The organism is Ruegeria sp. HKCCA4008, assembly GCF_013033125.1.
Taxonomy (GTDB): Bacteria; Pseudomonadota; Alphaproteobacteria; order Rhodobacterales; family Rhodobacteraceae; genus Ruegeria.
The window spans coordinates 77,138-100,221 of the sequence record NZ_WQDM01000008.1; the positions used below are offsets into that span (position 1 = coordinate 77,138).

Consider the following 23,084-nt stretch of genomic DNA (forward strand, 5'->3'; position numbering starts at 1 on the left):
AGGGTCTTTTCTGCTTCGTCGCCTCTAAACTGGCATGAATATCTTGCCGTTCCGTAACCGCCGCATCATAAGTCGATCGCGAATTTGGATCAACAAACCACAGGAACGGAGCTTTTTTGTGACCTACGATGCGCTTATTCCCGTCATCCGGCGACTGGCTCTGGAGGCGGGCGAAAAGATCATGGAAATCTACGAGGCGGATGATTTCGATGTCAAAGTCAAATCCGACTCCAGCCCTGTGACCGAAGCAGACGAAGCCGCTGATGCATTGATTTCGGCAGGCTTGCGTGCGGCATTCCCGGATATCCTTCTGGTCACCGAAGAACAGGCCGCTTCGCACTCTGAAAAAGGCGATACTTTCCTCATTGTTGATCCGCTGGACGGCACCAAGGAATTCATCAACCGTCGCGGCGACTTTACCGTCAACATCGCGCTTGTCGAAAACGGAGTGCCAACCCGGGGAGTGGTCTATGCCCCGGCGCGGGGTCGTATGTTCTTCACGCTGGCTGATGGCCGCGCGGTCGAGGAAACAGGCGCTTTCGACAAAAACGAGACCGGTCCTTTGACACCCATATCAGTCTCTGAACCGGATAATTCCGGGCTTTTTGTCGTGGCGTCGAAGTCCCACAGGGATCAGGCCACCGAGGACTACATCAACAAATATCATGTGAAGGACAGCAAAAGCGCGGGGTCGTCGCTCAAGTTCTGTCTGGTTGCCACGGGCGAAGCGGATATCTATCCGCGCGTCGGGCGCACGATGGAATGGGATACGGCGGCAGGCCATGCTGTACTGGCCGGGGCCGGTGGTCGGGTTGTGCGTTTTGACGACCATACTCCGTTGGTTTATGGCAAGGATGGCTATGCAAATCCGTTCTTTATTGCTTACGCTCCGGGTGTTGAGTTGAAGGAAGCCTGATGTCTGTTCTGATTGCCATTCCCGCCCGTTACGCTTCGACCCGCTATCCCGGCAAGCCGCTGGTTCCCCTGACCGGCGCAAAAGGCGCATCCATGACACTGATCGAACGGTCCTGGCGTGCAGCCAGGTCAGTCTCGGGTGTCGACCGTGTTGTTGTTGCGACGGATGATGAGCGCATTCGCGACGTGTCCGAGGGCTTTGGGGCCGAGGTCGTGATGACCTCGGAAACCTGTCAGAACGGCACCGAACGATGCGCTGAGGCGCATGAGGTTCTGGGTGGCGGGTATGACATCATCGTCAACCTGCAAGGCGACGCTCCGCTGACCCCGCATTGGTTTGTCGAAGATCTGGTTTCCGGCCTGCGCGCGGCCCCGGATGCCGGTGTTGCGACCCCTGTTTTGCGCTGTGACGGCAGTGCGTTGAACAGTCTTCTGAACGACCGCAAGCATGGCCGTGTTGGGGGCACGACGGCAGTGTTCGGACGCGATCACAGTGCGATGTACTTCTCGAAAGAGGTCGTCCCCTTCACGTCCCAGACATACGCCGGCAATGAAGCGACACCCGTGTTTCATCATGTCGGCGTTTACGCCTATCGGCCCGACGCCCTTGCGGCGTATCCGGGCTGGCCAGCCGGGCCTCTGGAACAGCTGGAAGGCCTGGAACAGCTCCGGTTCATGGAAAACGGGCGCAAGGTTCTGTGCGTCGAGGTCGAGGCAAGGGGCCGTCAGTTCTGGGAACTGAACAACCCGCAGGACGTGCCCAAGATTGAAGAGATGATGGTAGCCATGGGGCTGGAGTGACGTCTTTTCCCCATGACTCTGACGGCGCCTTTGGCGAAACTGTTCCTCAACCAGCCCCAATGGATATGCCATGAAGACAATTCTTGTCACCGGTGGTGCCGGGTATATCGGCTCACATGCCTGCAAGGCGCTTGCGCAGGCAGGTTACCTTCCCGTGACCTACGACAACCTGATCACGGGTTGGCAAGATGCAGTGCAATTTGGCCCTTTTGAACAGGGCGACCTTTTGGACCGGGACCGCCTGGATGAGGTGTTCGCGAAACACAAACCAGATGCGGTTATGCATTTCGCGGCGCTCAGCCAGGTTGGCGATGCCATGCGTCAGCCCGGCGTGTATTGGTCGAACAATGTCACAGGCTCGCTGACTCTGATTGAAGCAGCCGTTGCGGCCGGCTGTCTGGATTTCGTGTTTTCGTCCACATGCGCCACATATGGCGAGCACGACAATGTGGTTCTTGATGAATCCACGGCGCAGCATCCCCTGAACGCCTACGGGGCATCAAAACGCGCGATCGAAGATATCCTCAAGGATTTCGAGGCGGCTCATGGGCTGCGCCATGTCATCTTCCGGTATTTCAACGTTGCAGGTGCAGACCCCGAAGGCGAGGTGGGCGAGTTTCATCGCCCTGAAACCCATCTGATCCCGCTGATGTTGGACGCGATTGACGGCAAGCGGGACGGTCTGACCGTCTTTGGCACGGATTATGATACGCCCGACGGCACCTGTATCCGCGATTATGTACATGTTTGCGATCTGGTTGATGCGCATATTCTGGGGCTGGGCTGGCTGGAACAGGGCAAAGGCAGCCGTGTCTTCAATCTGGGCACCGGGTCCGGGTTTTCCGTTCTTGAGGTGATCGAGCAATCCAGATCCGTCACCAACCGTCCCGTGCCGTATACAGTGGGCCCTCGTCGGGCAGGAGATTGCACCAAGCTGGTATCTGGTTCTGTGCGGGCTGAAAACGAGCTGGGATGGAAGCCAAAAAGATCTACGTTAGAGACGATGATCGCAGATGCCTGGCGCTGGCACCAGAACGGTCACTACGAAAAATGAGGACCCGGTGACATCCAGCACTGCTTTGACACTTCCCCGGATCGGATGGGCACGGAAGTACAGGTTGCGCTGGAAACGTCGGCGGCTGCTCTGGAGGTCGCTGCGCAGTCGACATCAGTTGACCTGCCAGAAGGATCAGACATCCCGAATCCAGCGGGGTGACATATTGGCCTTTGTCACCTTGCGCAATGAAATCATCCGCCTGCCCTGGTTCTTTCGTCACTATCGCGCCTTGGGCGTCGATCATTTTCTGATCGTCGACAACGGCAGCGACGATGGATCATCCGAGTATCTGCAAGATCAACCGGATGTCTCGGTGTGGAGAACCCATTCCAGCTATCGTGGATCGCGGTTTGGCCTGGACTGGTTGACCTGGTTGCAGATGCGCTTTGGCCACCGCCACTGGTGCCTGATGGTGGATGCGGATGAACTGCTGGTCTATACCCACTGCGACACCCGGTCCCTGCATGACCTGACAACCTGGCTGGACCGGCGCGGGAAGATCGGGTTCGGGACGCTGATGCTGGACCTCTATCCCAAGGGCCCCTTGGGTGATGCGGCTTATGACCCGAACACCGACCCCACAAATCTGCTGTGCTGGTTTGATGCAAGACCGTATCGCGCGCAGCGGCAAAGCCCGATGGGCAATCTTTGGGTGCAGGGTGGCGCGCGGGAACGGATGTTCTTTACGCAAACGCGGCAAAGATCACCCACGCTGAACAAGACACCGCTGATGCGCTGGTCGCGGCGCTATGCCTACGTGAACTCATGCCATTCCGCACTGCCGCGCCGTCTGAACGAAACCTATGATGGACCGGGCGGCGATACCCCGTCGGGCGTGTTGCTGCACACGAAGTTCCTGCCGGACGTTATCGAGAAATCCAACACCGAAAAGCAGCGACGCCAACATTTTCATGATCCGGACCAATTCGGGCCATACTACGATGGGATAATCAACCAGCCGGACATGTGGACCCCACAATCGGTGCGCTACACCGGGTGGAGCCAGCTGGAACAGTTGGGTCTGATGAACGGCGGAGGCTGGGATTGAAAACGAAAACAAGGGCATCAACCGCACGTTTACAGTTTGCGGGTTTTAAAGACGTTGCTTCAGAAGATGCAAAGATGGCATAAACCGGTAATGCCATGTCGTGCCAACGGTCACGGCTGGTTCGGGGAAAGCTCGCGTTATAAAAAGGTTGGGCAGTCACGTGAGCCTGTTTGAATCCTACAAAATGAGATTGCGGCGCAAGCGCCGTATTCTGCGCTGCCTCAGACGACGCCGCGAGCTCAAGCCAGTCAGCAACAACACACAGGCCATACGGCGTGATGATATCCTGCTGATGAGCGTTGTGCGGAACGAGAAAATTCGCCTGCCCTTCTTTCTTGAATATTATCGCAAACTGGGCATCAACCATTTTCTGTTTGTCGACAACAACAGCGATGATGGCAGTTTTGAATTCTTGAAAGAACAGGCTGACGTTTCGGTCTGGCGGACGACGACCAGCTACAAACGGGCAAGTTATGGTCTGGACTGGTCGAACTATCTGTTGCGCAAATACGCGCACGATCACTGGGTGCTGAGCGTCGATCCGGACGAATTCTTCATCTATCCGTTCTGCGACACCCGTCCAATCCGAGCCTTGACGGATTGGCTGGATGGCAGTGCCGTGCGCAGTTTTGGCACGATGCTGATCGACATGTACCCTGAAGGTCCGGTGGACGCCGAACCCTATGCCGAAGGTCAGAACCCGTTCGAAATCGCGCGCTGGTTCGATCCCGGGAATTACATGATCACCAAGAATCCCGAGTACAAGAACCTTTGGATTCAAGGGGGTCCACGGGCGCGCGTGTTCTTTCAGGACAACCCCTCCAAAGCACCGGCGCTGAACAAGATTCCGCTGGTAAAATGGAACCGGCGCTATGTCTATGTCAGCTCGACCCATTCGCTTTTGCCACGCGGGCTCAACCAGGTTTACGACGAATGGGGCGGCGAAAAGGCCAGCGGGTCACTGCTTCATGCCAAGTTGATCAATACTCTTGGGGAAAAAGCCCGCGAGGAATTGCTGCGTGGCCAGCATTACCGGGGCTCGGGCGAATACAAGGCCTATGCCACTCAGCTTGAGGACAAGCCTGTTTTCTGGTGCGAGTGGTCCGAGGCCTATATCAACTGGCGACAGCTTGAAATCCTGGGCCTCATGTCGAAAGGAAACTGGGCATGAGCGGTCTAGGTATTGTCATGTTGGTTCATACCTCACTGGACCGTGCCGAGCAGGTCGCGCGCCACTGGACAGCAGCGGGATGCCCGGTGGTCATCCATGTGGATCGCAAGGTGCCAGACACTGTTTATTCCCGGTTTGTTGCGTCCTGTTCGAACAATCCATCGATCGTGTTTTCTGACCGACATCGGTGCGATTGGGGTGGTTGGGGTATCGTTGCTGCCTCGCAAAGCGCGTCCGAGTTGATGCTGGAGCGTTTCCCCGAAGTTCGGCATGTGTTTCTTGCATCGGGGGCCTGCCTGCCATTGCGACCGGTTCAGGAACTGATCGATTACCTGTCAGACCGGCCGCGTGTCGATTTCATCGAAAGCGCAACGACATCCGATGTCAGCTGGACCATCGGCGGGCTGGATCATGAACGGTTCACCCTGCGGTTTCCGTTTTCGTGGCGCAAGCATCGCAAACTATTCGACACATATGTAAAACTTCAACGTCTGATGGGGTTTCGCAGGAAAATCCCCGACGGACTGGTTCCGCATATGGGAAGCCAGTGGTGGTGCCTGACCCGCCAAACGCTGTCGGCAATCCTTCAAGACCCCAGGCGCAAGCTGTATGACAAGTATTTCCGTCATGTCTGGATTCCGGATGAAAGCTATTTCCAGACCCTGGCACGCTTGTATTCCACGCATATTGAAAGCAGGTCCCTGACCCTGTCCAAATTCGATTACCAGGGCCGCCCGCACATCTTCTATGACGATCATCTGCAATTGCTGCGCCGATCGGATTGTTTTGTCGCCCGAAAAATCTGGCCCCGCGCAGAGCGATTGTACCAGGCATTCCTGACAGATCAGGCCGGGGCGATGAAACCGGCAGAACCCAATCCGGGCAAGATCGATCGCGTATTTTCCAAAGCGGTGGAACGGCGAACCCGCGGGCGCGACGGGCTGTATATGCAAAGCCGGTTTCCCCGCCATGGCAGTGAAAACGGTCTGACATCATCACAATATTCCGTATTCCAAGGCTTTTCGGAACTGTTCGAGGATTTCGAACCTTGGTTGGCCGCAACCACCGGAGCCAGAGTCCACGGGCATCTATTCGGGCCGGAACGCGCCGAGTTTTCGCAAGGAGAAGCCATAACAAATGGCGCCCTCAGCGACAGTGCGGCGCTGCGGGACTATAACCCGACCGCCTTTCTGTCGAACCTGATCTGGAATACGCGCGGTGAACGCCAGTGTTTCCAGTTCAGCCCGCGGGACACTCAGGAAATCAACTGGTTTCTGGCGCGGGACAAGAACGCTCAGATTTCGGTCATCACCGGCGCTTGGGCGATCCCATTGTTCCGATCCAATATGAACTTCTCGGAAATCCGGAGTGAAGCGGCGCGCCTGCAACAGATTGAAACCAAGCAGCTGGAGGTGCTGACATCGGTCTGGACCAAGGCGCGGATGCGCAGTTGGACGCTGGCCGACTTCATTGAATCTCCGATGGATGCCTTGCAGGGCATTCTAGAAGAAATCGGAATGCAGCAGACCAGCCATCTGACCGAAGTGCCAACCATGGTCGATCTGTCTGGGTTCGGGAAGTTCCTGCAAAACCTCAAGAATCAGGGAATGCACCCATATCTGATGGGTGATTTCCCGGCGGACGATGTGTTCGGTCGCCAGGAAAAGCCATACCGAAAACCGTATCTGGTGCAGTGATTGCCCATGTCAGCCCATTTTGATTACTTCGTGATTCTGGCCGCCATGCGCACAGGTTCGAACCTGCTTGAGGCCAACCTGAACGCGCTGGAAGGGGTCACCTGTCACGGAGAGGCGTTCAATCCGCATTTTGCGGGCAGCCTGAAATCCGATCATCTGCTTGGCCTGTCGCTGGAAGACCGGGATGCGGACCCCATGCGAATGCTCAAGGCCATCAAATCAGCACCGGGTGACATCAATGGCTTTCGATTTTTCGAAGACCATGACCCACGTATCCTGAAACCTATGCTGAACGACCCGCGTTGTGCCAAGATCATTCTGACCCGCAACCCATTGGACAGTTACCTGTCGCTGAAAATAGCACAGAAAACGCAGCAGTGGCTGCTGAAGAATGTGAAACGCCGCGTCGACGCGCAGGTTGACTTCGACGCCGACGAATTTTCGGATTACCTGAACCAGCTGCAAGACCATCAGCTTATGGTGCAACGGCACCTGCAAAAGACAGGCCAAACCGGGTTCTTCATTCACTATGACGACCTGACCGAGCTGGAGGTCATAAACGGGCTGGCTGCATGGTTGGGGGTTGAGGGTCGGCTGACCCGACTGGATGATACCCTGAAACCGCAAAACCCGGCGCCGGCTTTGTCGAAGGTCACCAATCCTGATGAAATGAAACAAGCCCTGTGCGATCAGGATCGGTTCGGATTGCATCGGTCAACAAGCTTTGAGCCCCAGCGCGGCGCGGCTGTACCGCTTTACGTTGCCGCTGCAAGGTCTCCTTTGATGTATTTGCCCATTCGGGGCGGAATAGAGCCTGTTATCGTGCAATGGCTGGCTGATCTGGACGGATGTCAGACCGACAAGCTGATCACGGATCGAAACCGCAAACAGGTCCGCTCATGGAAACAGGGCCATCCCGGACATCGGCAATTCACTGTTCTGCGTCACCCTCTGGCCCGGGCACATACGGCATTTTGCAGTCATATTCTGAATACGGGGCCGGGCAGCTATAAGATGGTGCGGAATTACCTTCGCAACCGGCTTAAGCTGCCGATCCCGGGGCAAGTGCGGAACAACAATTATTCTGTCGAACAACACCGCGAAGCTTTTTCGGGCTTTCTGGACTTTCTGCGCCTCAACCTCAACGGGCAGACACCGGTCCGTGTGGACGGAACGTGGTGCAGCCAGTCCAGGACGTTGGAGGGAATCGCATCCTTCACGATGCCAGATCTGATTCTGAGAGAAGAGGATGTGATGACGGCCTTGCCGGATCTGGCGCGTAGCATGGGGCATCCAAACCCGCCTCAGCCTGGCTCCTGCGCACCAGATGAACCATACGCTTTGGACCAGATCTACGACAAAAACCTCGAAGCGCTGGCGGTTGAAGCCTATCAGCGCGACTATGAAGCATTCGGATTCAGTGACTGGGCGCCAGGATCGGCCTAAGGGCGCAGGGTTATCAGCGTACCTTTGTTGACCATCGCATAAATCTCTTCGATTTCGTCATTCTTGACCGCGATGCATCCAGCTGTCCAATCCCGCTTCTTTTTTGCGCGTCTCCGCTCTGAGCGCAGATTGGGTTCACCGTGGATGAAGATATCCCCACCCGGATCAACGCCCGCAGCCTTGGCTTTGGCGACATCCTGCGAGTTGGGATAAGAAATGCCCAGAGACAGATGATACCGGCTTCTGGGGTTGCGACGGTCAATCAGATAGGTGCCCTCGGGCGTTCTGCCGTCACCGCGCTGGTTCTTTGTTCCATTCGGCGCAAACCCCAAATCGACGTCATATTCCTTGAGGATCTTTTCGTTGTGCAACAAGTAAAGTTTGCGCGTGCCCTTGTTGACCACCAAAGAGGTCACCTCGGGTCCGTTATAAGTCAGAAATCTTGGGCCGCTAGAGGCACAAGCCGAAAGGCTCAGCGTTGCCAACGCGCCTAAACCGAATACTCGACGATCCATGTTTCACTGCCTGCTCTGCTTTTTTTCGATCATTATGCCAAAAATGGGAAAAACTGAAATCACTTTTTGATGTTCGACTGCTCGGCCAGTCGACGTTCGATGCTTTCCAGCCGTTCCAGAACCTCATCGCGATAGGCATCGGTTTTAACCTCATCCTCGGCATGATGGGCATCCTGCATCGAATTGACAATCAGACCCACCAACAGGTTCACCACCGCAAAGGTCGTGACCATGATGAAGGGAACAAAAAAGACCCAGGCATAGGGATAGACCTCCATCACCGGGCGCACGATGCCCATCGACCAGCTTTCCAACGTCATGATCTGGAACAGCGTATAAGCAGACAGGCCCAGATCGCCGAACCAATCCGGGAACGATGCCGAAAACAGCTTGGTCGAGATAACCGCCCCGATATAGAACAGAATTGCCATCAGCAGAAACACGCTGGCCATGCCCGGAAGGGCCGAGATGAACCCTTCGACCACGCGACGCAGACGAGGCGCCACGGAAATCACGCGCAGCACCCGCAGAATTCGCAGGGCGCGCAGCACCGACAGACCTCCGGCGCTGGGAACCAGGGCAATTCCGACGATCAGGAAATCGAATATGTTCCAGCCATTTGTGAAGAACCTGCGCCCGGTGGCAATCAACTTCATGGAAATTTCAGCCACAAAGATCGCCAGGCAAAGCCTGTCGAGCACCACGATCAAGGGGCCGGCCAGTTCCATCAGGGTCGGCGATGTCTCCATCCCTAAAAGAATGGCATTGAAGATGATCACGGCCGTAATGAACCGCCCGAAAACGGGCGCTTCGATAATATTCAGCAAACGCTGTTTGGACCCCATGTGTCAGTTTCCCCGGTAAGATCAAGATGCTGCGTTCAGAACAAACCGCGCAGCAAGTTCCGTGTGTGTTGACCATCGAAATTGGTCAACGACCTGTACCCATTCAAGGGTGTAACCCGCGTTAACCAGCGTTTTCGCATCACGCGCAAAGGTGACGGGATTGCACGAGACATAGGCGATCACCGGGCGTTGCGCCTGTGCAATCTCATCTACCTGAGCTTCGGCACCGGCACGAGGCGGATCCAGAACAATGGCGTCGAAAGATTTCAGCTCGTCCGGCATCAGCGGGCGGCGGAACAGGTCACGGGCCTCGGTCGTTACGCGTTTCAGCCCTTGTGCCCTGCGCCAGCCCTGATCCAGCGCCTCGATCATGGCGGCTTCGCCTTCAACCGCGTGAACTTCGGCGCTTTCCGCCAACGGCAGAGAGAACGTTCCGCTGCCTGCAAACAGGTCTACGATACGTTTCGCACCCCGTGTAGCCTCGGAAACTGCCTTTGACAGAGCCATTTCTCCGTCCTTTGTTGCTTGCAAGAAAGCCCCGGGGGGTGGAGTGACTCCGGCTGCCCCAAAGCGCTGAACCGGCGCATGCCGCATGGCAATAACCTCATCATCCCAGCTGAGCCGGGCCAGCCCATGTTTCTCGGTCGCCTGCGCCAACGCCAGTTCCAAGGGGCCGTCCAGCGGTTTGCCACCTGTTACGGCCACATCCAGACCAGCTTCGGACAGTGTGAGCGTGACAGCCAGAACGCCCTTGCGGCTTGCGCCCAGGTTGGCCAGCGCCTCGGCCACCGGAATGGCCGCGATCAAGGCCGGATCAAGCAACCGGCAATCGGGTATCTCGGTGATCGTGCCGGATGCACGACCGTGAAACCCCGCCAACGTGCCATTTTTTGTACGTCTTACGGCAATCGTAGCCCGCCGACGTGACTGTTCGGGCGATGTGTGTATCGGGCGCAGGGGTGCTTCGAGATCCTGCGCCATCAGCGCCTTGCGGACGACTTGCAATTTCCAGTCGGTCACAAATGCATCGGATGCGTGCTGCAATTGGCAGCCACCGCACGCTTTGTAGTGTCGGCAAGGCGCTTTGACACGGTGTTCGGACGGTGTCTCGACCCGGATATCGGTCAATTGCTGACCGACAAGGGTGCCGCTGACGATTTCGCCGGGAAGGGTACGAAGGGCGTAAACAGGGCCATCGGCAATACCGTCGCCCTGATGTCCAAGCCTTGTGATTGTGAATTGCTGCGTCATGAGAGGCCTGATAGCCGGGCTTTCGCAGCAAAAAAACCCTTATTCCGCAGCTTCTGCCTGAATGAACCCGCCCGACTGGCGGTGCCAGAACCGCGCATACAGGCCGCCCAGGTCCAGCAGCGCCTCATGCGTTCCGGTTTCGGCGATCCTGCCCTCGTCCAAAACAACAATCCGGTCCATTTCGCTGAGTGTCGACAGCCGGTGCGCAATGGCCAGCACCGTTTTGCCCTGCATCACCCGATGCAGCGCGGTCTGAATCGAAGCTTCAACCTCGGAATCCAGCGCCGATGTCGCTTCGTCGAGAACCAGAATTGGAGCATCTTTCAAAATGGCGCGCGCCAGAGCGATCCTTTGTCGCTGCCCGCCGCTGAGTTTCACGCCCCGTTCACCCAGATGAGCATCATAGCCTTTTCGACCATGAGCATCTTCAAGACTCAGGATGAAATCATGCGCTTCGGCCTTTTTTGCGGCCTCGATCATCTCGGCCTCTGAGGCGTCCGGCCGGCCATACAGAATGTTCTCACGAGCAGACCGGTTGAACATCGCCGTTTCCTGCGTGACCATACCTATCTGTCGGCGCAGGCTGTCCTGCGTTACCTGAGACACGTCCTGGCCATCGATACAAATGGCGCCACTTTCCCTGTCATAGAGCCTAAGCAACAGTGAGACGAGCGTGGATTTCCCCGCCCCTGATGCACCGACAATGCCCAGTTTTTCGCTCGGGTTGACGGTTAGGCTCAAATCCGTGACGCCACCGATATCGCGACCGTAAGCAAAGCTGACGCCTTCGAAAGAAATCGACCCTTCGGTCACATCAAGGTCCTTCGCCCCGCGCGTATCTTCGACCCGGTCACGCTTGGTCAGCGTTTTCATCCCGTTTTCGATTTCACCGACATTGGCATACAGCCCCATCAAGGTGAAACTGACCCAACCGGTCATCTGAGCAATACGGATCGAAACCGCCCCGGCAGCCACGATATCCCCGGCGGTCGCCATGCCGCCCTGCCACAGCCACAAGGTCGCGCCCAGCAGCAAGACAGGCAGGACACCGGCCAGCGTCATGAGGATGAACCGGAAACTTGCCGACAACTTGCCGAAATCCAGCGATTTTTCACGCAGATCCACCATCGATTCACGCGCCGCCTGATCTTCGAATTCCGAGTGGGCGAACAGCTTCACGGTTTTGATGTTGGTGATCGTATCGACCACCTGCCCGGAAACCATCGCCCGCGCCCCGGCCCGCGCGGCGGAACGTTTGCGGATGCGCGGCAGATACCAGCGCACCAGCATGAAATACACCGCCAGCCACGCTGCGAAGGGCAGCATCACCAAAGGATGAATAGACCCTAACAAAAGCAAAGACCCCACCAGAGACGCCAGGGCAAACACAATCGCGCTGATCGTTTCCGACACGACCGAAGCCATGGCGTTCGATGTCTGCATCTGCTTTTGCGCGATCCGACCGGCAAAATCATCGTCGAAATAGGTCACCGACTGACCCAGGGTCCAACGGTTCAGCTTGGCCAGAACCAAAGGTGTGATGTTTGGCATGACAATGTAGTTGTTCGACAAGGATGACAGGCCAAACAGGATCGGGCGAAGCAACATGAAGAAGGCGACCGCACCGAGGATCATCCACATATTGGCAGCGGTCAGAAAATTCTCGGGCCCGCTGGCGGTCGCTACATCAATCACGCGGCCCAGTATCCAAGCCGTGACCGCCTCCATCGCGCCAGCAATGGCCGAGAAGAACGCCGCAACAAACAGCATTGGCCACGCCCCGGACAGGCTCCAGCGGATGAACGCCCCCAACGTCTGCGGAGGGGGCGTTTCGATGTTCCTGAACGGATAGATGAGGTCGGCAATCCTCATTCAGCAGCCTCCGGGTTCATGAAACCACCAGATTGCCGCGCCCAGAATTGGGCGTAAAGGCCACCTTGCGCCAGAAGATCGGAATGCGTGCCTTCCTCGACGATACGGCCTGCATCCATCACCAGAATGCGATCCATCTGCGCAATGGTACTGAGCCTGTGGGCAATGGCGATCACGGTTTTTCCTTGCATCATGCCGTAGAGGGTTTCCTGAATTGACGCTTCGACCTCGGAATCTAGGGCGGAAGTCGCCTCATCCAACAACAAGATCGGCGCATCCTTCAGGATCACCCGCGCCAGCGTCACACGCTGCCGCTGGCCACCTGACAGCTTCACCCCCCGTTCACCGACATGCGCGTCGTACCCGGTCCGACCCTGCGGATCCTGCAAATCGAGGATGAACTCATGTGCTTCGGCCTGTTTGGCGGCGGCGATCATCTGTGCCTCGGACGCATCTGGCCGGCCATAAAGGATGTTGTCGCGGACCGAGCGATGCAGCAAGGCGCTGTCTTGTTGAACCATACCGATATGGCTGCGCAGACTGTCTTGGGTGACATGCGCAATGTTCTGACCGTCAATGTAAATCGCACCGCGTTCGACGTCGTAGAACCGCAAAAGCAGCTTTACCAGTGTCGATTTTCCAGCACCGGAACGACCGATCAAACCAATCTTTTCGCCGGGCCGGACGGTCAGGTCGATATGGTCCAAACCGCCCGCCTCGCGACCATAGTGATGCGAGAGGTCGCGGATCTGGATCTCACCCTTGGCAAGCCGCAAGGGTTTCGCGTCAGGCGCATCAAGCAAATCGATGGGCTGGGCAATGGTCTCCATCCCCTCGGACACGATACCAAGTTGGCGGAAAAAGCTGGTCAGGGCCCACATGATCCATCCGGTCATGGCATTCAGGCGCAGGGTCAAGGCCGTAGCCGCCGCAACAACACCTACCGAAGCGCTGCCTTGCATCCACAAGGCAATCGCCCAGCCCACAACACCCACGATCAGCATACCGTTCAAAGTGACCAGAACGGCATCCATAATAGTGAAAATCCGCATTTCGATCTGAAATGTCCGACGGGTTTCCTCGATCGCCTCGCGGGCATAGTCCAGCTCCTGCGGGCCATGGGCAAACATTTTGACCGAATGGATGTTGGTATAGCTGTCCACCACCCGCCCCGTGACCGTCGAACGCGCATCCGAGGCCGCTTTTGACGCCGGACCAACACGCTGAACGGTCCAGCGCACCAGCATGGCATAAAATCCGAACCAGATCAGCAGCGGGATCAACAAACGCGGATCCGCCGCATACAGCAGGATCGCCGCACCGATCAAATAGGCCAACGAAAAGGAAATCGCGTCAAAAACCTGAAAGACCACTTCACCCGCCGCAGGAGGTGTCTGCATGATCCGGTTTGCAATCCGCCCGGCAAAGTCGTTTTCGAACCAGCCAACCGACTGACGCAACACGTGTTTGTGCGCACGCCAACGGATCAGCGAACCAAAATTCGGCAAAATCGTATTGTTCAGCAGAAGTACGTCGACCAAATGCAGAAGCGGACGCAACAGCAACACAAAGGCTGCCATCAACAACAATTCCGTTCCGTGATTTTGCCAGACCTCTGCCGGCGTGCCGCCCAACAGATCCACTACGCGACCCATGTAGTAGATCAGCCCGATTTCAACACCCGCGACGATTATGGAAACCAGCGCCGCCCAGAAAAATACCCGAAAAAAGGGCCGCGAATAATCCAGCATGAAGGGCCACAACCGCGTCGGCGGTGCGTCAGCCTCACGGTAGGCAACAAAAGGGTCAACAAGGTTTTCGAAATAGCGAAACATGGAAAGTGCTCCGATTGAGCAGGAAAATAGACGTGCGAAGAAAGATGGCGCCGGAACACCACCCTTTACGGGGCAGGTGTCCCGGCTTTAGCCGAACCAGATCCCGTAATACATTCGCATTCCTCCATCCATGTGACAGGCGCACCTAAGCACAAAGGATCCGAGATGTCATCCCCTTTTGAGACTTCGCGCTAATGTGCCAGCAACTCTTCGCGTGACAGCGCAAAACCGGATGCGATCCAGCGTTTTTCCAGCTCGGCCAGCTTCTTGCCCAGCGCCGGGCCGGTGAAGTTGGGGATCAGATCTCTGGCCTGGACAGGGAAACGCGCTGCTGCGCCTGCATGCAGATCGCGCCGCAAATCTTCGGACCAGGGTTGTTCCAGAAAGGCGCAGCGCAAAAGCGTCTCGTGCAATCCCCCTTCATCGCCATAGCGGTATCCCAGTTCAGCAATACTGGTTGTGGACTGTGCTTCTTCACGCATCCTGATCAGGCGTTGCAACTGCGAACGGCTCAACCGCAATGTCGCGGCATCATCGGGCGAGGCAATGGCTGCCAGACGACGCACCGGATCGGGATCGGCGCCAGCCGCCTGTTCCAGCGCGATCAAAGGGGCCAATGACCGATCGTCCGCCCGCGGCAGCACCCGGGCCAAGACACCGGTACTGCGCATGGTCGCAACGGCGGGGGCCGGATCAGGTGACGCCAGCAATTTCAGCAGCTCTGCCCCGATCCGCTCGCGCGACAACGACTCCAGCCCGTCAAGATTGGCGCCGATGGCGGCCAGGGCATCGGGGTCGAAACCGCCATCCGGATCCCCGTACCAGGCGTGAAAACGGAAGTAGCGAAGCGAGCGGAGATAGTCTTCGCGAATGCGGTTCTCGGCGGTTCCGATGAACCGCACCAACCGAGCCTCGAGGTCGGGAAGACCACCCAGAGGGTCCAGCACGGTGCCATCGGGTTGGGCATAAAGCGCGTTCATGGTGAAATCCCGTCGCGCCGCGTCTTCTTCGACATGATCGGAAAATGCCACGACCGCGCGGCGGCCATCGGTTTCCACGTCACGGCGGAAGGTGGTGACCTCGTGCGGGATGCCCGCGCTGACCACTGTGATCGTACCATGCTCGACGCCGGTCGGAATGGCCCTGAGCCCGGCAGCCTGCGCCAGCTCGACGATCTGCCCGGGCCTTGCATCCGTGGCAATGTCGATATCTGAAACCGGTGCGCCAAGCAGCGCGTTGCGCACGCATCCACCCACGAAAAGCGCCTGAGCCCCGGATGAGGTCAGGGCCGAACAGACCTTTTGCGTCGCTGGTTCACTGATCCAGGCTTCGTCAATCCGCATCATTCATTCACCCGTGCAGCAAGCCCGCGCAATATGCGGGCGGTCGCGCCCCAAATGTAATAGGGGCCGTACGGAACTGCGTAGTATCTGCGTCTCTGGCCGCGCCATCGGCGTGACTCGACCAGATAATTCTCAGGATTCAAAAGATGGGCAAGGGGGGTCGAGAAAACTTCGTCCACTTCGCCGGGTTCAGGCACGGGTTGGAACCCGTCCCGCAAAACTGCGACAACCGGTGTTACTGTGAACGAGGTCACCGTCTCATGCGTCGGCAGAAATCCCAGGATCTCGGGCATTTCCGGGGGCAGGCCGATCTCTTCCTCAGCTTCCCGCAGCGCCGCAGCCGTAACGTCAGCATCGGTTTCGTCCTGTTTGCCACCGGGAAAGGCGATCTGGCCCGGGTGATGCTTCAGCGCGGATGAGCGTTTGGTCAGGATGACCTGCGGTGTGTCATCAGCCAGTGAAATGGCCACCAGAACACCGGCGGGTCGCAACCGTCGTCCGGGCGGCAGAACGGTATCCGGGTTCAGGTCAAAGTCGCTGGACCCGCGACCGGGGCGGCGCAGGGCCGCCCGGATCTTTTCAACCGGGTCATGCACCTTTGGGGTCTTCGGCATCGAACCCGACAGTTGCCGGGTCCAACACATAATGAGCCCCGCAGAACTGACAATCCGCGGTGACTTCGCCCTCGGGCGTGGTCATCTTTTCGATATCCTTGGCCGAATAGATCGACAGGCTCTGTCGCACACGATCCTCGGAACAGGTGCAGCCAAATTGAACGGACTGCGCATCATAGACACGCGGCTGTTCCTCGTGAAACAGGCGAACCAGAAGGTCGGTCGGCGCAACAGAGGGGCCGATCATCTCCAAATCCTCGACGGTATCCAGCAGGATATTGACGCGACCCCAGTTTTCACCTTCTTCGCCATCGACCAGATCGGCAGCGGTCAGGATGTCACCGGTTCCTTCACCCGACGCGGCAAAGGGCGACGCTTTGGGCATGTGTTGCAGCATGATGCCGCCTGCACGCCAATGCTCGCCCACGCCCGGCTCGGTCGATTTGCCGAAGCTCAGCGAAAACCGCGTCGGCAGCTGTTCGGATTGCGCGAAATATGCCTCGGCGCAGGCGCTCAGCGATCCACCGGCCAGCGGAGTGATGCCCTGATACGGCTGCGTGCCCTCTCCCTGATCGATCATGATGGCAAAATACCCTTCGCCCACCTGATCGAAAGGCGCGGAATTGGAAAGCCGGTCCCGGTCAAAGCTGGCATAAGCCCGAATCTGGGCGGGCTGGCCCTCTTCCTGCGGCGCATAATAGTCGGTTGCGATCATGCGAACCGCCCCTTTGGACTGCACCTGCAACGACAGTTTCCAGCGCAACGCAACCGTTTGGCCGATCAACGCGGTCAGCAAGGCCATCTCGGCCACAAGCGCCTCGACCTGCTCGGGATAGTCATGCTGTTTCAGGATACCATCCAGCACGCCATCCAGACGGGCCACGCGGCCGCGCATGTCGGATGCATCAAGTTGAAAGGGCAGGACGGTATCGTCCCACGCGATTTTTGTTCCAAGAGACATGGGGTTTCCTTACACGCCACGGGTTGGCATACCGGCACCATATAGGTCGTACAGATCGGGTTGAAAGGGGCCATACATGATCAGGCGGTTCGGTGAAACCCCCGAGACGGGGCGGAAATACACCCGAAGGGTTGGCGTATATGCCCTTTTGCCACGTGGCGGCCAATTGCTGTTGACCTGTCAGACCGAACCGGGCCCGGATCTGCAATTGCCGGGTGGAGGCATCGATCCGGGCGAATCACCAATTTCGGCCTTGCATCGCGAAGTCTATGAAGAAACCGGGTGGCATGTTGCCAACCCGCGTCGCATCGGCGCTTTTCGCCGGTTCACCTATATGCCCGAATACGATCTGTGGGCCGAAAAGGTCTGCCTGATCTACCGCGCCCGTCCCGTACGCCGCAAAGGCCCGCCGAGCGAGGCATTCCACGAAGCACTGTGGATGGAAGCCGCCGATGCCGTTGAATTGCTGGGCAATGACGGTGACCGGCACTTTGCGGAAATGCATCTCAGTTTGCTTTAAGACCCGTTATATTCAAAGAAAACGGCGGATACGTCATCCCCAATGCCATCTTTGGGCGAAATCTCCTGGGTCAATCGCCAGAACATGTCGTCCAGAAACTCCGACCCACCCTTTTCAGAAATGCACTGCTGGGCCATCTGTCGCAAACCGTCTTCCTCCAGCAAACCGCCTTCGGCAAGCTGACATTCGGTAAATCCGTCCGAATACACCAACAGTTTGTCGCCGGGTTTCATGTGAATCTCGATTTGCTGAAAACTCGCATCTTCGATCAGCCCGATCGGCAACCCGCCATCACCCAGAAATTCAGTGCTGCCATCCTGCCGCAGCAGAAGCGGATGCGGATGCCCGGCCTGCACCATCTTGAGATGCCCGTTTCGAAGATCCACAATGGCGTAGACCATCGTGAAATATTCCTCGATACCTTCATCCGCCATCAATCGGGAATTTAGCATGCTTGCGACGTCTTCCGGAGGCAGCAGTGCGTAGAATTTGTTGAACCTCTTTTCCATTGCGACGTTTTGATCGAAATGCTTGCTGGAAAGATAACCGCCCAGACGCGCCGTCATCATGGCCGAGGTGATGCCATGCCCGGATACATCTATGCTGTAGAACCCCAGCCGATTGACCCCGGGCGAGAACATGCCAACAAGGTCCCCACCGATATGGCCGCAGGGTTTCAACAACAGGCTGACCCGGGATTTCCCAAAGCTCCGCGTAAACTCCGGAACCAGCGATTCCTGGATTTTTCGGGCCTGTATGAGGTCCTTGTCGATCGCGTCATGCGCCAGCCTGAGTTCTTCCAGCGCGGATTCAATCAGGCGGTTTTTCTGCGAAAGCTCGCGCTGCATGTCCAGAATGCGCGCACCTGCGGATATGCGCGCCCGCAATTCATCCGCCTCAAGGGGTTTGATCAGAAAATCGTCTGCCCCGGCATCCAGTCCGCGCGCAACCTCCTGCTTTTCACTTTTGGAAGTCAGAAGGATGAAATAACAATATTGATCGGTATCCAGGGCGCGAAACGCATTGCAGAACTCAAGCCCGCTCATCCCCGGCATGACCCAATCGCTGAGAACAAGATCGGGCGGATCGTCCAGACAATGCGCCAAGGCGGCATCGCCCGTATCGGCCTCGACCACCTCAAAGCCCCATTTTCTGAGCGATGCGACCAGGATGCGCCGCTGCAGACGGCTGTCATCAACCACCAGCACCTTTCGGATCGCGCCGAAATCCAGATCTGATCTGGTTTCCTCAAGACTCGCCCTTTGCACCATTTACCCTCTGACCTGATGCGCTCATTCACACAGGGCGATCCTAGTGGCGACGGTTTTAACATCCGGTGAAGACCGAAGGCAGCAATCCCGCTTGGCCGTTAACCCGGTTTTTACTGGTGTTGCCTATTCCTGAAAACGCATGTTCAACGGCAGGTGACGCAGTATGATCCACTGGGGCAGAGTCCGACAATTGCGGGACGAGGTTGGCCCGGATGAGTTTGATGAGGTGGTCGACATCTTTCTGGAAGAAGTGCAGGAGGTCATCGCCCGCCTGCATCAGGATACAAGCCGGTCCGAACTGGAACAGAACCTGCATTTCCTGAAGGGCAGCGCGCTCAGTCTTGGATTTGACCAGTTCTCGAAACTCTGTCAGGACGGCGAACGGCAGGCGGCCGCGGGTCAGGGCGAGGATGTCGATCTGCCCGCCATTCTGGCCGTATTTGACAGCTCGAAACAGAAATTCGAGGCTGAGCTGCGCCAGAATCTGGATTAAATCACGAACTGCGCCAGCGTTTCGTCTTCGGTTATATCGGTGTAGGTGAACCCTGCCTCATCCAGATGCGCAAACAGACGCATGAAGTTTTCAGGCTTGCGGGTTTCAATCCCGATCAGGACCGAACCGAAATTGCGCGCCGATTTCTTCATGTATTCAAAGCGGGCGATATCGTCCTCGGGGCCGAGAATACCCAGAAACTCCTTCAGCGCGCCGGGGCGCTGCGGCAGGCGCAGGATGAAATACTTCTTCACCCCGGAATAGCGTTGGGCGCGTTCTTTGACCTCGGGCAGGCGTTCGAAATCGAAATTGCCACCGGATGTCACGCAGACCACGGTCTTGCCCCGCACAAAGCTTTGAATATCGCCCACCGCTTCGATCGCCAGCGCGCCGGCGGGCTCCAGAACGATGCCTTCGACATTCAGCATCTCGATCATGGTGGTGCAGATTCGGTCCTCGGACAGAACCAGAACATCCGACAGGTGGCGTGATTTCAATAGTTCAAACGGTTTCTCGCCAATGCGGCCGACCGCAGCGCCATCGACGAAGGTATCCACATGATCCAGCGATACAGGATGCCCCGCAGCCAGTGCAGCGCGCAAACAGGCACCTCCGGCCGGTTCGACAAACAGACAATGGCTGCGATCCCCGAACCATGTGGCCACGCCCGAGGACATGCCGCCGCCGCCAACCGGCAAAACGACGTGATCCGGTACACCGCCCATTTGCTCTTCGATCTCGACCGCCAATGAGGCCTGGCCTTCAATGACATCAGCGTCATCGAAGGGTGACAGGAAATACCCGCCCTGCTGCGCGCACCATGCTTGCGCGGCGGCCAGAGTATCATCGAAATAGTCGCCAGTCAGGTGGATCTCGATATTGTCGCCGCCGAAAATGCGGGTCTTTTGGATTTTCTGCTGCGGCGTCGTCACCGGCATGAAGATCACGCCGCGCACGTCCAAATGCTTACACATGAACGCCACACCCTGCGCATGGTTGCCAGCACTTGCACAGACAAACAGGTCCTGCCCCTGCTGCTTGCGCATGGCATTGAACGCACCACGGATCTTGTAAGACCGCACTGGGCTGAGGTCTTCGCGCTTGAGCCAGATATCGGCCCCATAACGGTCAGACAGATGCGCATTCCGCTGCAACGGGGTTGCCGGAAACACGGTGCGCATCGCCTGTTCGGCAGCGCGGGCGCGGGTCATGAAATCAGTCATGTCGATTTCCCTGCCCCATCATCGCGATAAGGGCAAGGAATACATATGTGTACGCCGCTCAGGACAGTTCGCGTTTTTCGATGAAGATTCCGTACATCGTGGTCAGGATACTGACGTTGATCATCGGCAGAATGAGCGTGCCAAAGAACACGGTCAGCAATACGCCAAGCACCGGTATTATTGCCAGAAGGGTGAAAGCCAGCTGCACCAGAATCTGGAAAAGGAGGGCGACGAGTAGCAGCAACAAGATTGCACCGCTGACCCCGGATGTGTTGTTCCATGCCTCACCGATCGATATGGGATTTCCTATCGCCGCCGAGGGCAGAATAATTGACAGGCGATAGAAGCACACGACCAGAAAAACGGTGTAAACAATCATCAGAATGATCGAAAGCCCCGCAAGACTTTCGCCTAGTGCAGCAGCGACCAGACCCATGGGGATATACGCGATCACCATCAAAATCCCCAACATCAGAAAGCGACCGAAATAGGCAAGAATCCTGTCGAAGCGGAATGTCGGGAATATTCCCGTGGGATACTCTTCCAACAGGATGAAGCGGTGCCATGATACCGCGATCCAGAACATGGTGACGGACATTACCGCCAGCAAAACGACCACAAAAACAAAGGCTGAACCTGCGGTTGCTCCTGGCGGCAACCCGCCTGCGTTGTCTTCAAGCGCCTCAAGCGGAATACCAAGCGCCAAGAACACGCCCACGATTATGATTGTCGCAATTAGAGCGGGGCCAACCGTAATCTGCAGCACCTGCTTGATGTTTCCAAATACCATCCGCACAGAATGCAAGAAAATCTGCCATCCCAACATTTGAAACCGCCCCTTCAACCAATGCTTGTTATTCTCTGCACCCGTTTCACCCCAATTCAGGTACTGCGTCAATCCTCACAACTTGCCCCCGCGCTCAAAACCCGCTAGGGGCCAATCGTTCTACGCATAAAGGGAAGTCAGATGTCCGCGCCCAAGAAAGTTGTTCTGGCCTATTCCGGTGGCCTTGATACCTCGATCATACTGAAATGGTTGCAGACCGAATATGGCTGTGAGGTCGTTACCTTCACCGCCGATCTGGGTCAGGGTGAAGAGCTGGAGCCCGCTCGCCAAAAAGCTGAACTGCTGGGGATCAAGCCCGAGAACATCTATATCGAGGATATCCGCGAAGAATTCGTGCGCGACTTTGTCTTCCCGATGTTCCGCGCCAATGCTCAGTACGAGGGTCTGTACCTTTTGGGCACGTCCATCGCGCGCCCCCTGATTTCGAAACGTCTGGTCGAAATCGCCGAAGCCACCGGCGCTGACGCCGTGGCACATGGTGCGACCGGCAAGGGCAACGATCAGGTGCGGTTCGAACTGGCGGCCTATGCGCTGAACCCCGACATCAAAGTGATCGCACCCTGGCGCGAGTGGGATCTGACCAGCCGCACCAAGCTGCTGGAATTCGCCGAACAGAACCAGATCCCGATCGCCAAGGACAAGCGCGGCGAGGCCCCCTTCTCGGTCGATGCCAACCTGCTGCACACCTCGTCAGAGGGCAAGGTTCTGGAAGACCCCGCCGATATGGCGCCCGACTATGTCTATCAGCGCACCGTCCACCCCGAGGACGCGCCCGATCAGCCTGAATTCATCGAGATCGGCTTTGAAAAAGGCGACGCGGTCAGCATCAATGGCGAGGCGATGAGCCCCGCGACCATCCTGACCAAGCTGAACGAATATGGCGGCAAGCACGGCATCGGTCGTCTGGACCTTGTTGAAGGTCGCTTTGTCGGTATGAAGTCGCGCGGCATCTACGAAACTCCCGGCGGCACCATCCTGCTTGAGGCGCATCGTGGCATCGAATCCATCACCATGGACCGCGGCGCGATGCATCTGAAGGACCAGTTGATGCCGCAATATGCGGAACTGATCTATAACGGCTTCTGGTACTCGCCTGAACGTGAAATGCTGCAAGCCGCCATCGACAAGAGCCAGGAACACGTCACCGGCACCGTCCGCGTGAAGCTGTACAAGGGTCTGGCCTCGACCGTGGGCCGCTGGTCGGATCACTCGCTGTATTCCGAAGCGCATGTGACCTTCGAAGAAGACGCGGGCGCCTATGATCAGAAAGACGCCGCGGGCTTCATCCAACTGAACGCGCTGCGGCTGAAACTGCTGGCCGCGCGCGACAAGCGGTTGTCCAAGTGACCGAAGATGACG

General features: G+C 57.3%; 21 protein-coding genes. 10 read left to right on the top strand and 11 right to left on the bottom strand.

Annotation, left to right across the window (positions count from 1 at the left end; genetic code table 11):
- The first annotated feature begins 118 nt into the window (after window positions 1–118).
- The 7 genes from cysQ to GOW60_RS16510 all read left to right on the top strand — a co-directional run bounded on the left by cysQ (window position 119) and on the right by GOW60_RS16510 (window position 8,135).
- On the top strand, window positions 119–916 hold the full coding sequence (cysQ, locus tag GOW60_RS16480) for a 3'(2'),5'-bisphosphate nucleotidase CysQ (RefSeq protein ID WP_171230117.1): 798 nt from the start codon (window positions 119–121) through the stop codon (window positions 914–916).
- On the top strand, window positions 916–1,716 hold the full coding sequence (locus GOW60_RS16485; RefSeq protein ID WP_171230118.1) for a 3-deoxy-manno-octulosonate cytidylyltransferase: 801 nt from the start codon (window positions 916–918) through the stop codon (window positions 1,714–1,716). The genes cysQ and GOW60_RS16485 overlap by 1 nt, the downstream gene beginning before the upstream one ends.
- 70 nt (window positions 1,717–1,786) lie before the next feature.
- Window positions 1,787–2,770 (top strand): UDP-glucose 4-epimerase GalE, encoded by a 984-nt coding sequence (galE, locus tag GOW60_RS16490; protein ID WP_171230119.1) that lies wholly within the window; start codon window positions 1,787–1,789, stop codon window positions 2,768–2,770.
- Between the two features lie 7 nt (window positions 2,771–2,777).
- A complete protein-coding gene (locus GOW60_RS16495; RefSeq protein ID WP_371813371.1) occupies window positions 2,778–3,821 on the top strand; it encodes a glycosyltransferase family 2 protein in 1,044 nt (347 codons plus the stop codon).
- A gap of 184 nt (window positions 3,822–4,005) precedes the next feature.
- Entirely contained in the window at window positions 4,006–4,992 is a 987-nt protein-coding gene (locus GOW60_RS16500) for a glycosyltransferase family 2 protein (protein WP_171230121.1), read from the top strand.
- The gene (locus GOW60_RS16505) at window positions 4,989–6,689 is read left to right on the top strand and encodes a beta-1,6-N-acetylglucosaminyltransferase (RefSeq protein ID WP_171230123.1); all 1,701 of its coding nucleotides are present in this window, start codon (window positions 4,989–4,991) and stop codon (window positions 6,687–6,689) included. Before GOW60_RS16500 ends, GOW60_RS16505 begins: the two co-directional genes overlap by 4 nt.
- 6 nt (window positions 6,690–6,695) lie before the next feature.
- On the top strand, window positions 6,696–8,135 hold the full coding sequence (locus GOW60_RS16510) for a nodulation protein NodH (protein WP_171230124.1): 1,440 nt from the start codon (window positions 6,696–6,698) through the stop codon (window positions 8,133–8,135).
- On the opposite strand, the gene GOW60_RS16515 is transcribed toward GOW60_RS16510, so the two are convergent.
- The 8 genes from GOW60_RS16515 to GOW60_RS16550 all read right to left on the bottom strand — a co-directional run bounded on the left by GOW60_RS16515 (window position 8,132) and on the right by GOW60_RS16550 (window position 17,371).
- Window positions 8,132–8,650, bottom strand: coding sequence for a murein L,D-transpeptidase family protein (locus tag GOW60_RS16515; RefSeq protein ID WP_171230125.1), 519 nt, complete (start codon window positions 8,648–8,650; stop codon window positions 8,132–8,134). The genes GOW60_RS16510 and GOW60_RS16515 overlap by 4 nt on opposite strands.
- 59 nt (window positions 8,651–8,709) lie before the next feature.
- On the bottom strand, window positions 8,710–9,495 hold the full coding sequence (locus GOW60_RS16520; protein ID WP_171230126.1) for an ion transporter: 786 nt from the start codon (window positions 9,493–9,495) through the stop codon (window positions 8,710–8,712).
- Between the two features lie 21 nt (window positions 9,496–9,516).
- Complete coding sequence (locus GOW60_RS16525) at window positions 9,517–10,746, bottom strand: class I SAM-dependent RNA methyltransferase (protein WP_171230127.1); 1,230 nt, start codon at window positions 10,744–10,746, stop codon at window positions 9,517–9,519.
- 39 nt (window positions 10,747–10,785) lie between these two features.
- Window positions 10,786–12,618, bottom strand: a complete 1,833-nt coding sequence (locus tag GOW60_RS16530) for an ABC transporter ATP-binding protein (RefSeq protein WP_171230128.1) — start codon at window positions 12,616–12,618, stop codon at window positions 10,786–10,788.
- A complete protein-coding gene (locus GOW60_RS16535; RefSeq protein ID WP_171230129.1) occupies window positions 12,615–14,453 on the bottom strand; it encodes an ABC transporter ATP-binding protein in 1,839 nt (612 codons plus the stop codon). Before GOW60_RS16535 ends, GOW60_RS16530 begins: the two co-directional genes overlap by 4 nt.
- Window positions 14,454–14,644: 191 nt before the next feature.
- Window positions 14,645–15,799: a CCA tRNA nucleotidyltransferase gene (locus GOW60_RS16540; protein ID WP_171230130.1), complete on the bottom strand. Its 1,155-nt coding sequence runs from the start codon at window positions 15,797–15,799 to the stop codon at window positions 14,645–14,647.
- Window positions 15,796–16,410 (bottom strand): CoA pyrophosphatase, encoded by a 615-nt coding sequence (locus GOW60_RS16545; RefSeq protein ID WP_171230131.1) that lies wholly within the window; start codon window positions 16,408–16,410, stop codon window positions 15,796–15,798. Before GOW60_RS16545 ends, GOW60_RS16540 begins: the two co-directional genes overlap by 4 nt.
- On the bottom strand, window positions 16,385–17,371 hold the full coding sequence (locus GOW60_RS16550) for an Hsp33 family molecular chaperone HslO (RefSeq protein ID WP_171230132.1): 987 nt from the start codon (window positions 17,369–17,371) through the stop codon (window positions 16,385–16,387). Before GOW60_RS16550 ends, GOW60_RS16545 begins: the two co-directional genes overlap by 26 nt.
- A 76-nt stretch (window positions 17,372–17,447) precedes the next feature.
- Between GOW60_RS16550 and GOW60_RS16555 the strand changes: the two genes are divergently transcribed.
- On the top strand, window positions 17,448–17,891 hold the full coding sequence (locus GOW60_RS16555) for an NUDIX hydrolase (RefSeq protein ID WP_171230133.1): 444 nt from the start codon (window positions 17,448–17,450) through the stop codon (window positions 17,889–17,891).
- Here the strand turns inward: GOW60_RS16555 and GOW60_RS16560 are convergent.
- Entirely contained in the window at window positions 17,888–19,162 is a 1,275-nt protein-coding gene (locus GOW60_RS16560; protein ID WP_171230134.1) for a PP2C family protein-serine/threonine phosphatase, read from the bottom strand. The genes GOW60_RS16555 and GOW60_RS16560 overlap by 4 nt on opposite strands.
- Window positions 19,163–19,325: 163 nt before the next feature.
- On the opposite strand from GOW60_RS16560, the gene GOW60_RS16565 reads away from it, so the two are divergent.
- Window positions 19,326–19,655 (top strand): Hpt domain-containing protein, encoded by a 330-nt coding sequence (locus GOW60_RS16565; RefSeq protein ID WP_170345824.1) that lies wholly within the window; start codon window positions 19,326–19,328, stop codon window positions 19,653–19,655.
- Here GOW60_RS16565 and ilvA read toward each other — a convergent pair.
- Together ilvA and GOW60_RS16575 are read right to left on the bottom strand one after the other, a co-directional pair.
- A complete protein-coding gene (gene ilvA, locus GOW60_RS16570; protein ID WP_171230135.1) occupies window positions 19,652–20,878 on the bottom strand; it encodes a threonine ammonia-lyase IlvA in 1,227 nt (408 codons plus the stop codon). The genes GOW60_RS16565 and ilvA overlap by 4 nt on opposite strands.
- 58 nt (window positions 20,879–20,936) lie before the next feature.
- On the bottom strand, window positions 20,937–21,644 hold the full coding sequence (locus tag GOW60_RS16575; protein WP_371813372.1) for a hypothetical protein: 708 nt from the start codon (window positions 21,642–21,644) through the stop codon (window positions 20,937–20,939).
- A 201-nt stretch (window positions 21,645–21,845) separates the two neighbouring features.
- On the opposite strand from GOW60_RS16575, the gene GOW60_RS16580 reads away from it, so the two are divergent.
- A complete protein-coding gene (locus GOW60_RS16580; RefSeq protein ID WP_171230137.1) occupies window positions 21,846–23,072 on the top strand; it encodes an argininosuccinate synthase in 1,227 nt (408 codons plus the stop codon).
- The last annotated feature ends 12 nt before the right edge of the window (window positions 23,073–23,084 follow it).

Bases quoted from the DNA above. Each gene is read 5' to 3' on its own strand.
- GOW60_RS16565 (WP_170345824.1), top strand. From the start codon at position 19,326: ATGATCCACTGGGGCAGAGTCCGACAATTGCGGGACGAGGTTGGCCCG.
- GOW60_RS16510 (WP_171230124.1), top strand. From the start codon at position 6,696: ATGTCAGCCCATTTTGATTACTTCGTGATTCTGGCCGCCATGCGCACA.
- GOW60_RS16555 (WP_171230133.1), top strand. From the start codon at position 17,448: ATGATCAGGCGGTTCGGTGAAACCCCCGAGACGGGGCGGAAATACACC.
- GOW60_RS16525 (WP_171230127.1), bottom strand. From the start codon at position 10,746: ATGACGCAGCAATTCACAATCACAAGGCTTGGACATCAGGGCGACGGT.
- GOW60_RS16540 (WP_171230130.1), bottom strand. From the start codon at position 15,799: ATGATGCGGATTGACGAAGCCTGGATCAGTGAACCAGCGACGCAAAAG.
- GOW60_RS16505 (WP_171230123.1), top strand. From the start codon at position 4,989: ATGAGCGGTCTAGGTATTGTCATGTTGGTTCATACCTCACTGGACCGT.
- GOW60_RS16545 (WP_171230131.1), bottom strand. From the start codon at position 16,410: ATGCCGAAGACCCCAAAGGTGCATGACCCGGTTGAAAAGATCCGGGCG.
- galE (WP_171230119.1), top strand. From the start codon at position 1,787: ATGAAGACAATTCTTGTCACCGGTGGTGCCGGGTATATCGGCTCACAT.
- ilvA (WP_171230135.1), bottom strand. From the start codon at position 20,878: ATGACTGATTTCATGACCCGCGCCCGCGCTGCCGAACAGGCGATGCGC.
- GOW60_RS16530 (WP_171230128.1), bottom strand. From the start codon at position 12,618: ATGAGGATTGCCGACCTCATCTATCCGTTCAGGAACATCGAAACGCCC.
- GOW60_RS16500 (WP_171230121.1), top strand. From the start codon at position 4,006: ATGAGATTGCGGCGCAAGCGCCGTATTCTGCGCTGCCTCAGACGACGC.
- GOW60_RS16550 (WP_171230132.1), bottom strand. From the start codon at position 17,371: ATGTCTCTTGGAACAAAAATCGCGTGGGACGATACCGTCCTGCCCTTT.
- GOW60_RS16535 (WP_171230129.1), bottom strand. From the start codon at position 14,453: ATGTTTCGCTATTTCGAAAACCTTGTTGACCCTTTTGTTGCCTACCGT.
- GOW60_RS16580 (WP_171230137.1), top strand. From the start codon at position 21,846: ATGTCCGCGCCCAAGAAAGTTGTTCTGGCCTATTCCGGTGGCCTTGAT.
- GOW60_RS16515 (WP_171230125.1), bottom strand. From the start codon at position 8,650: ATGGATCGTCGAGTATTCGGTTTAGGCGCGTTGGCAACGCTGAGCCTT.
- GOW60_RS16485 (WP_171230118.1), top strand. From the start codon at position 916: ATGTCTGTTCTGATTGCCATTCCCGCCCGTTACGCTTCGACCCGCTAT.
- GOW60_RS16560 (WP_171230134.1), bottom strand. From the start codon at position 19,162: ATGGTGCAAAGGGCGAGTCTTGAGGAAACCAGATCAGATCTGGATTTC.
- GOW60_RS16520 (WP_171230126.1), bottom strand. From the start codon at position 9,495: ATGGGGTCCAAACAGCGTTTGCTGAATATTATCGAAGCGCCCGTTTTC.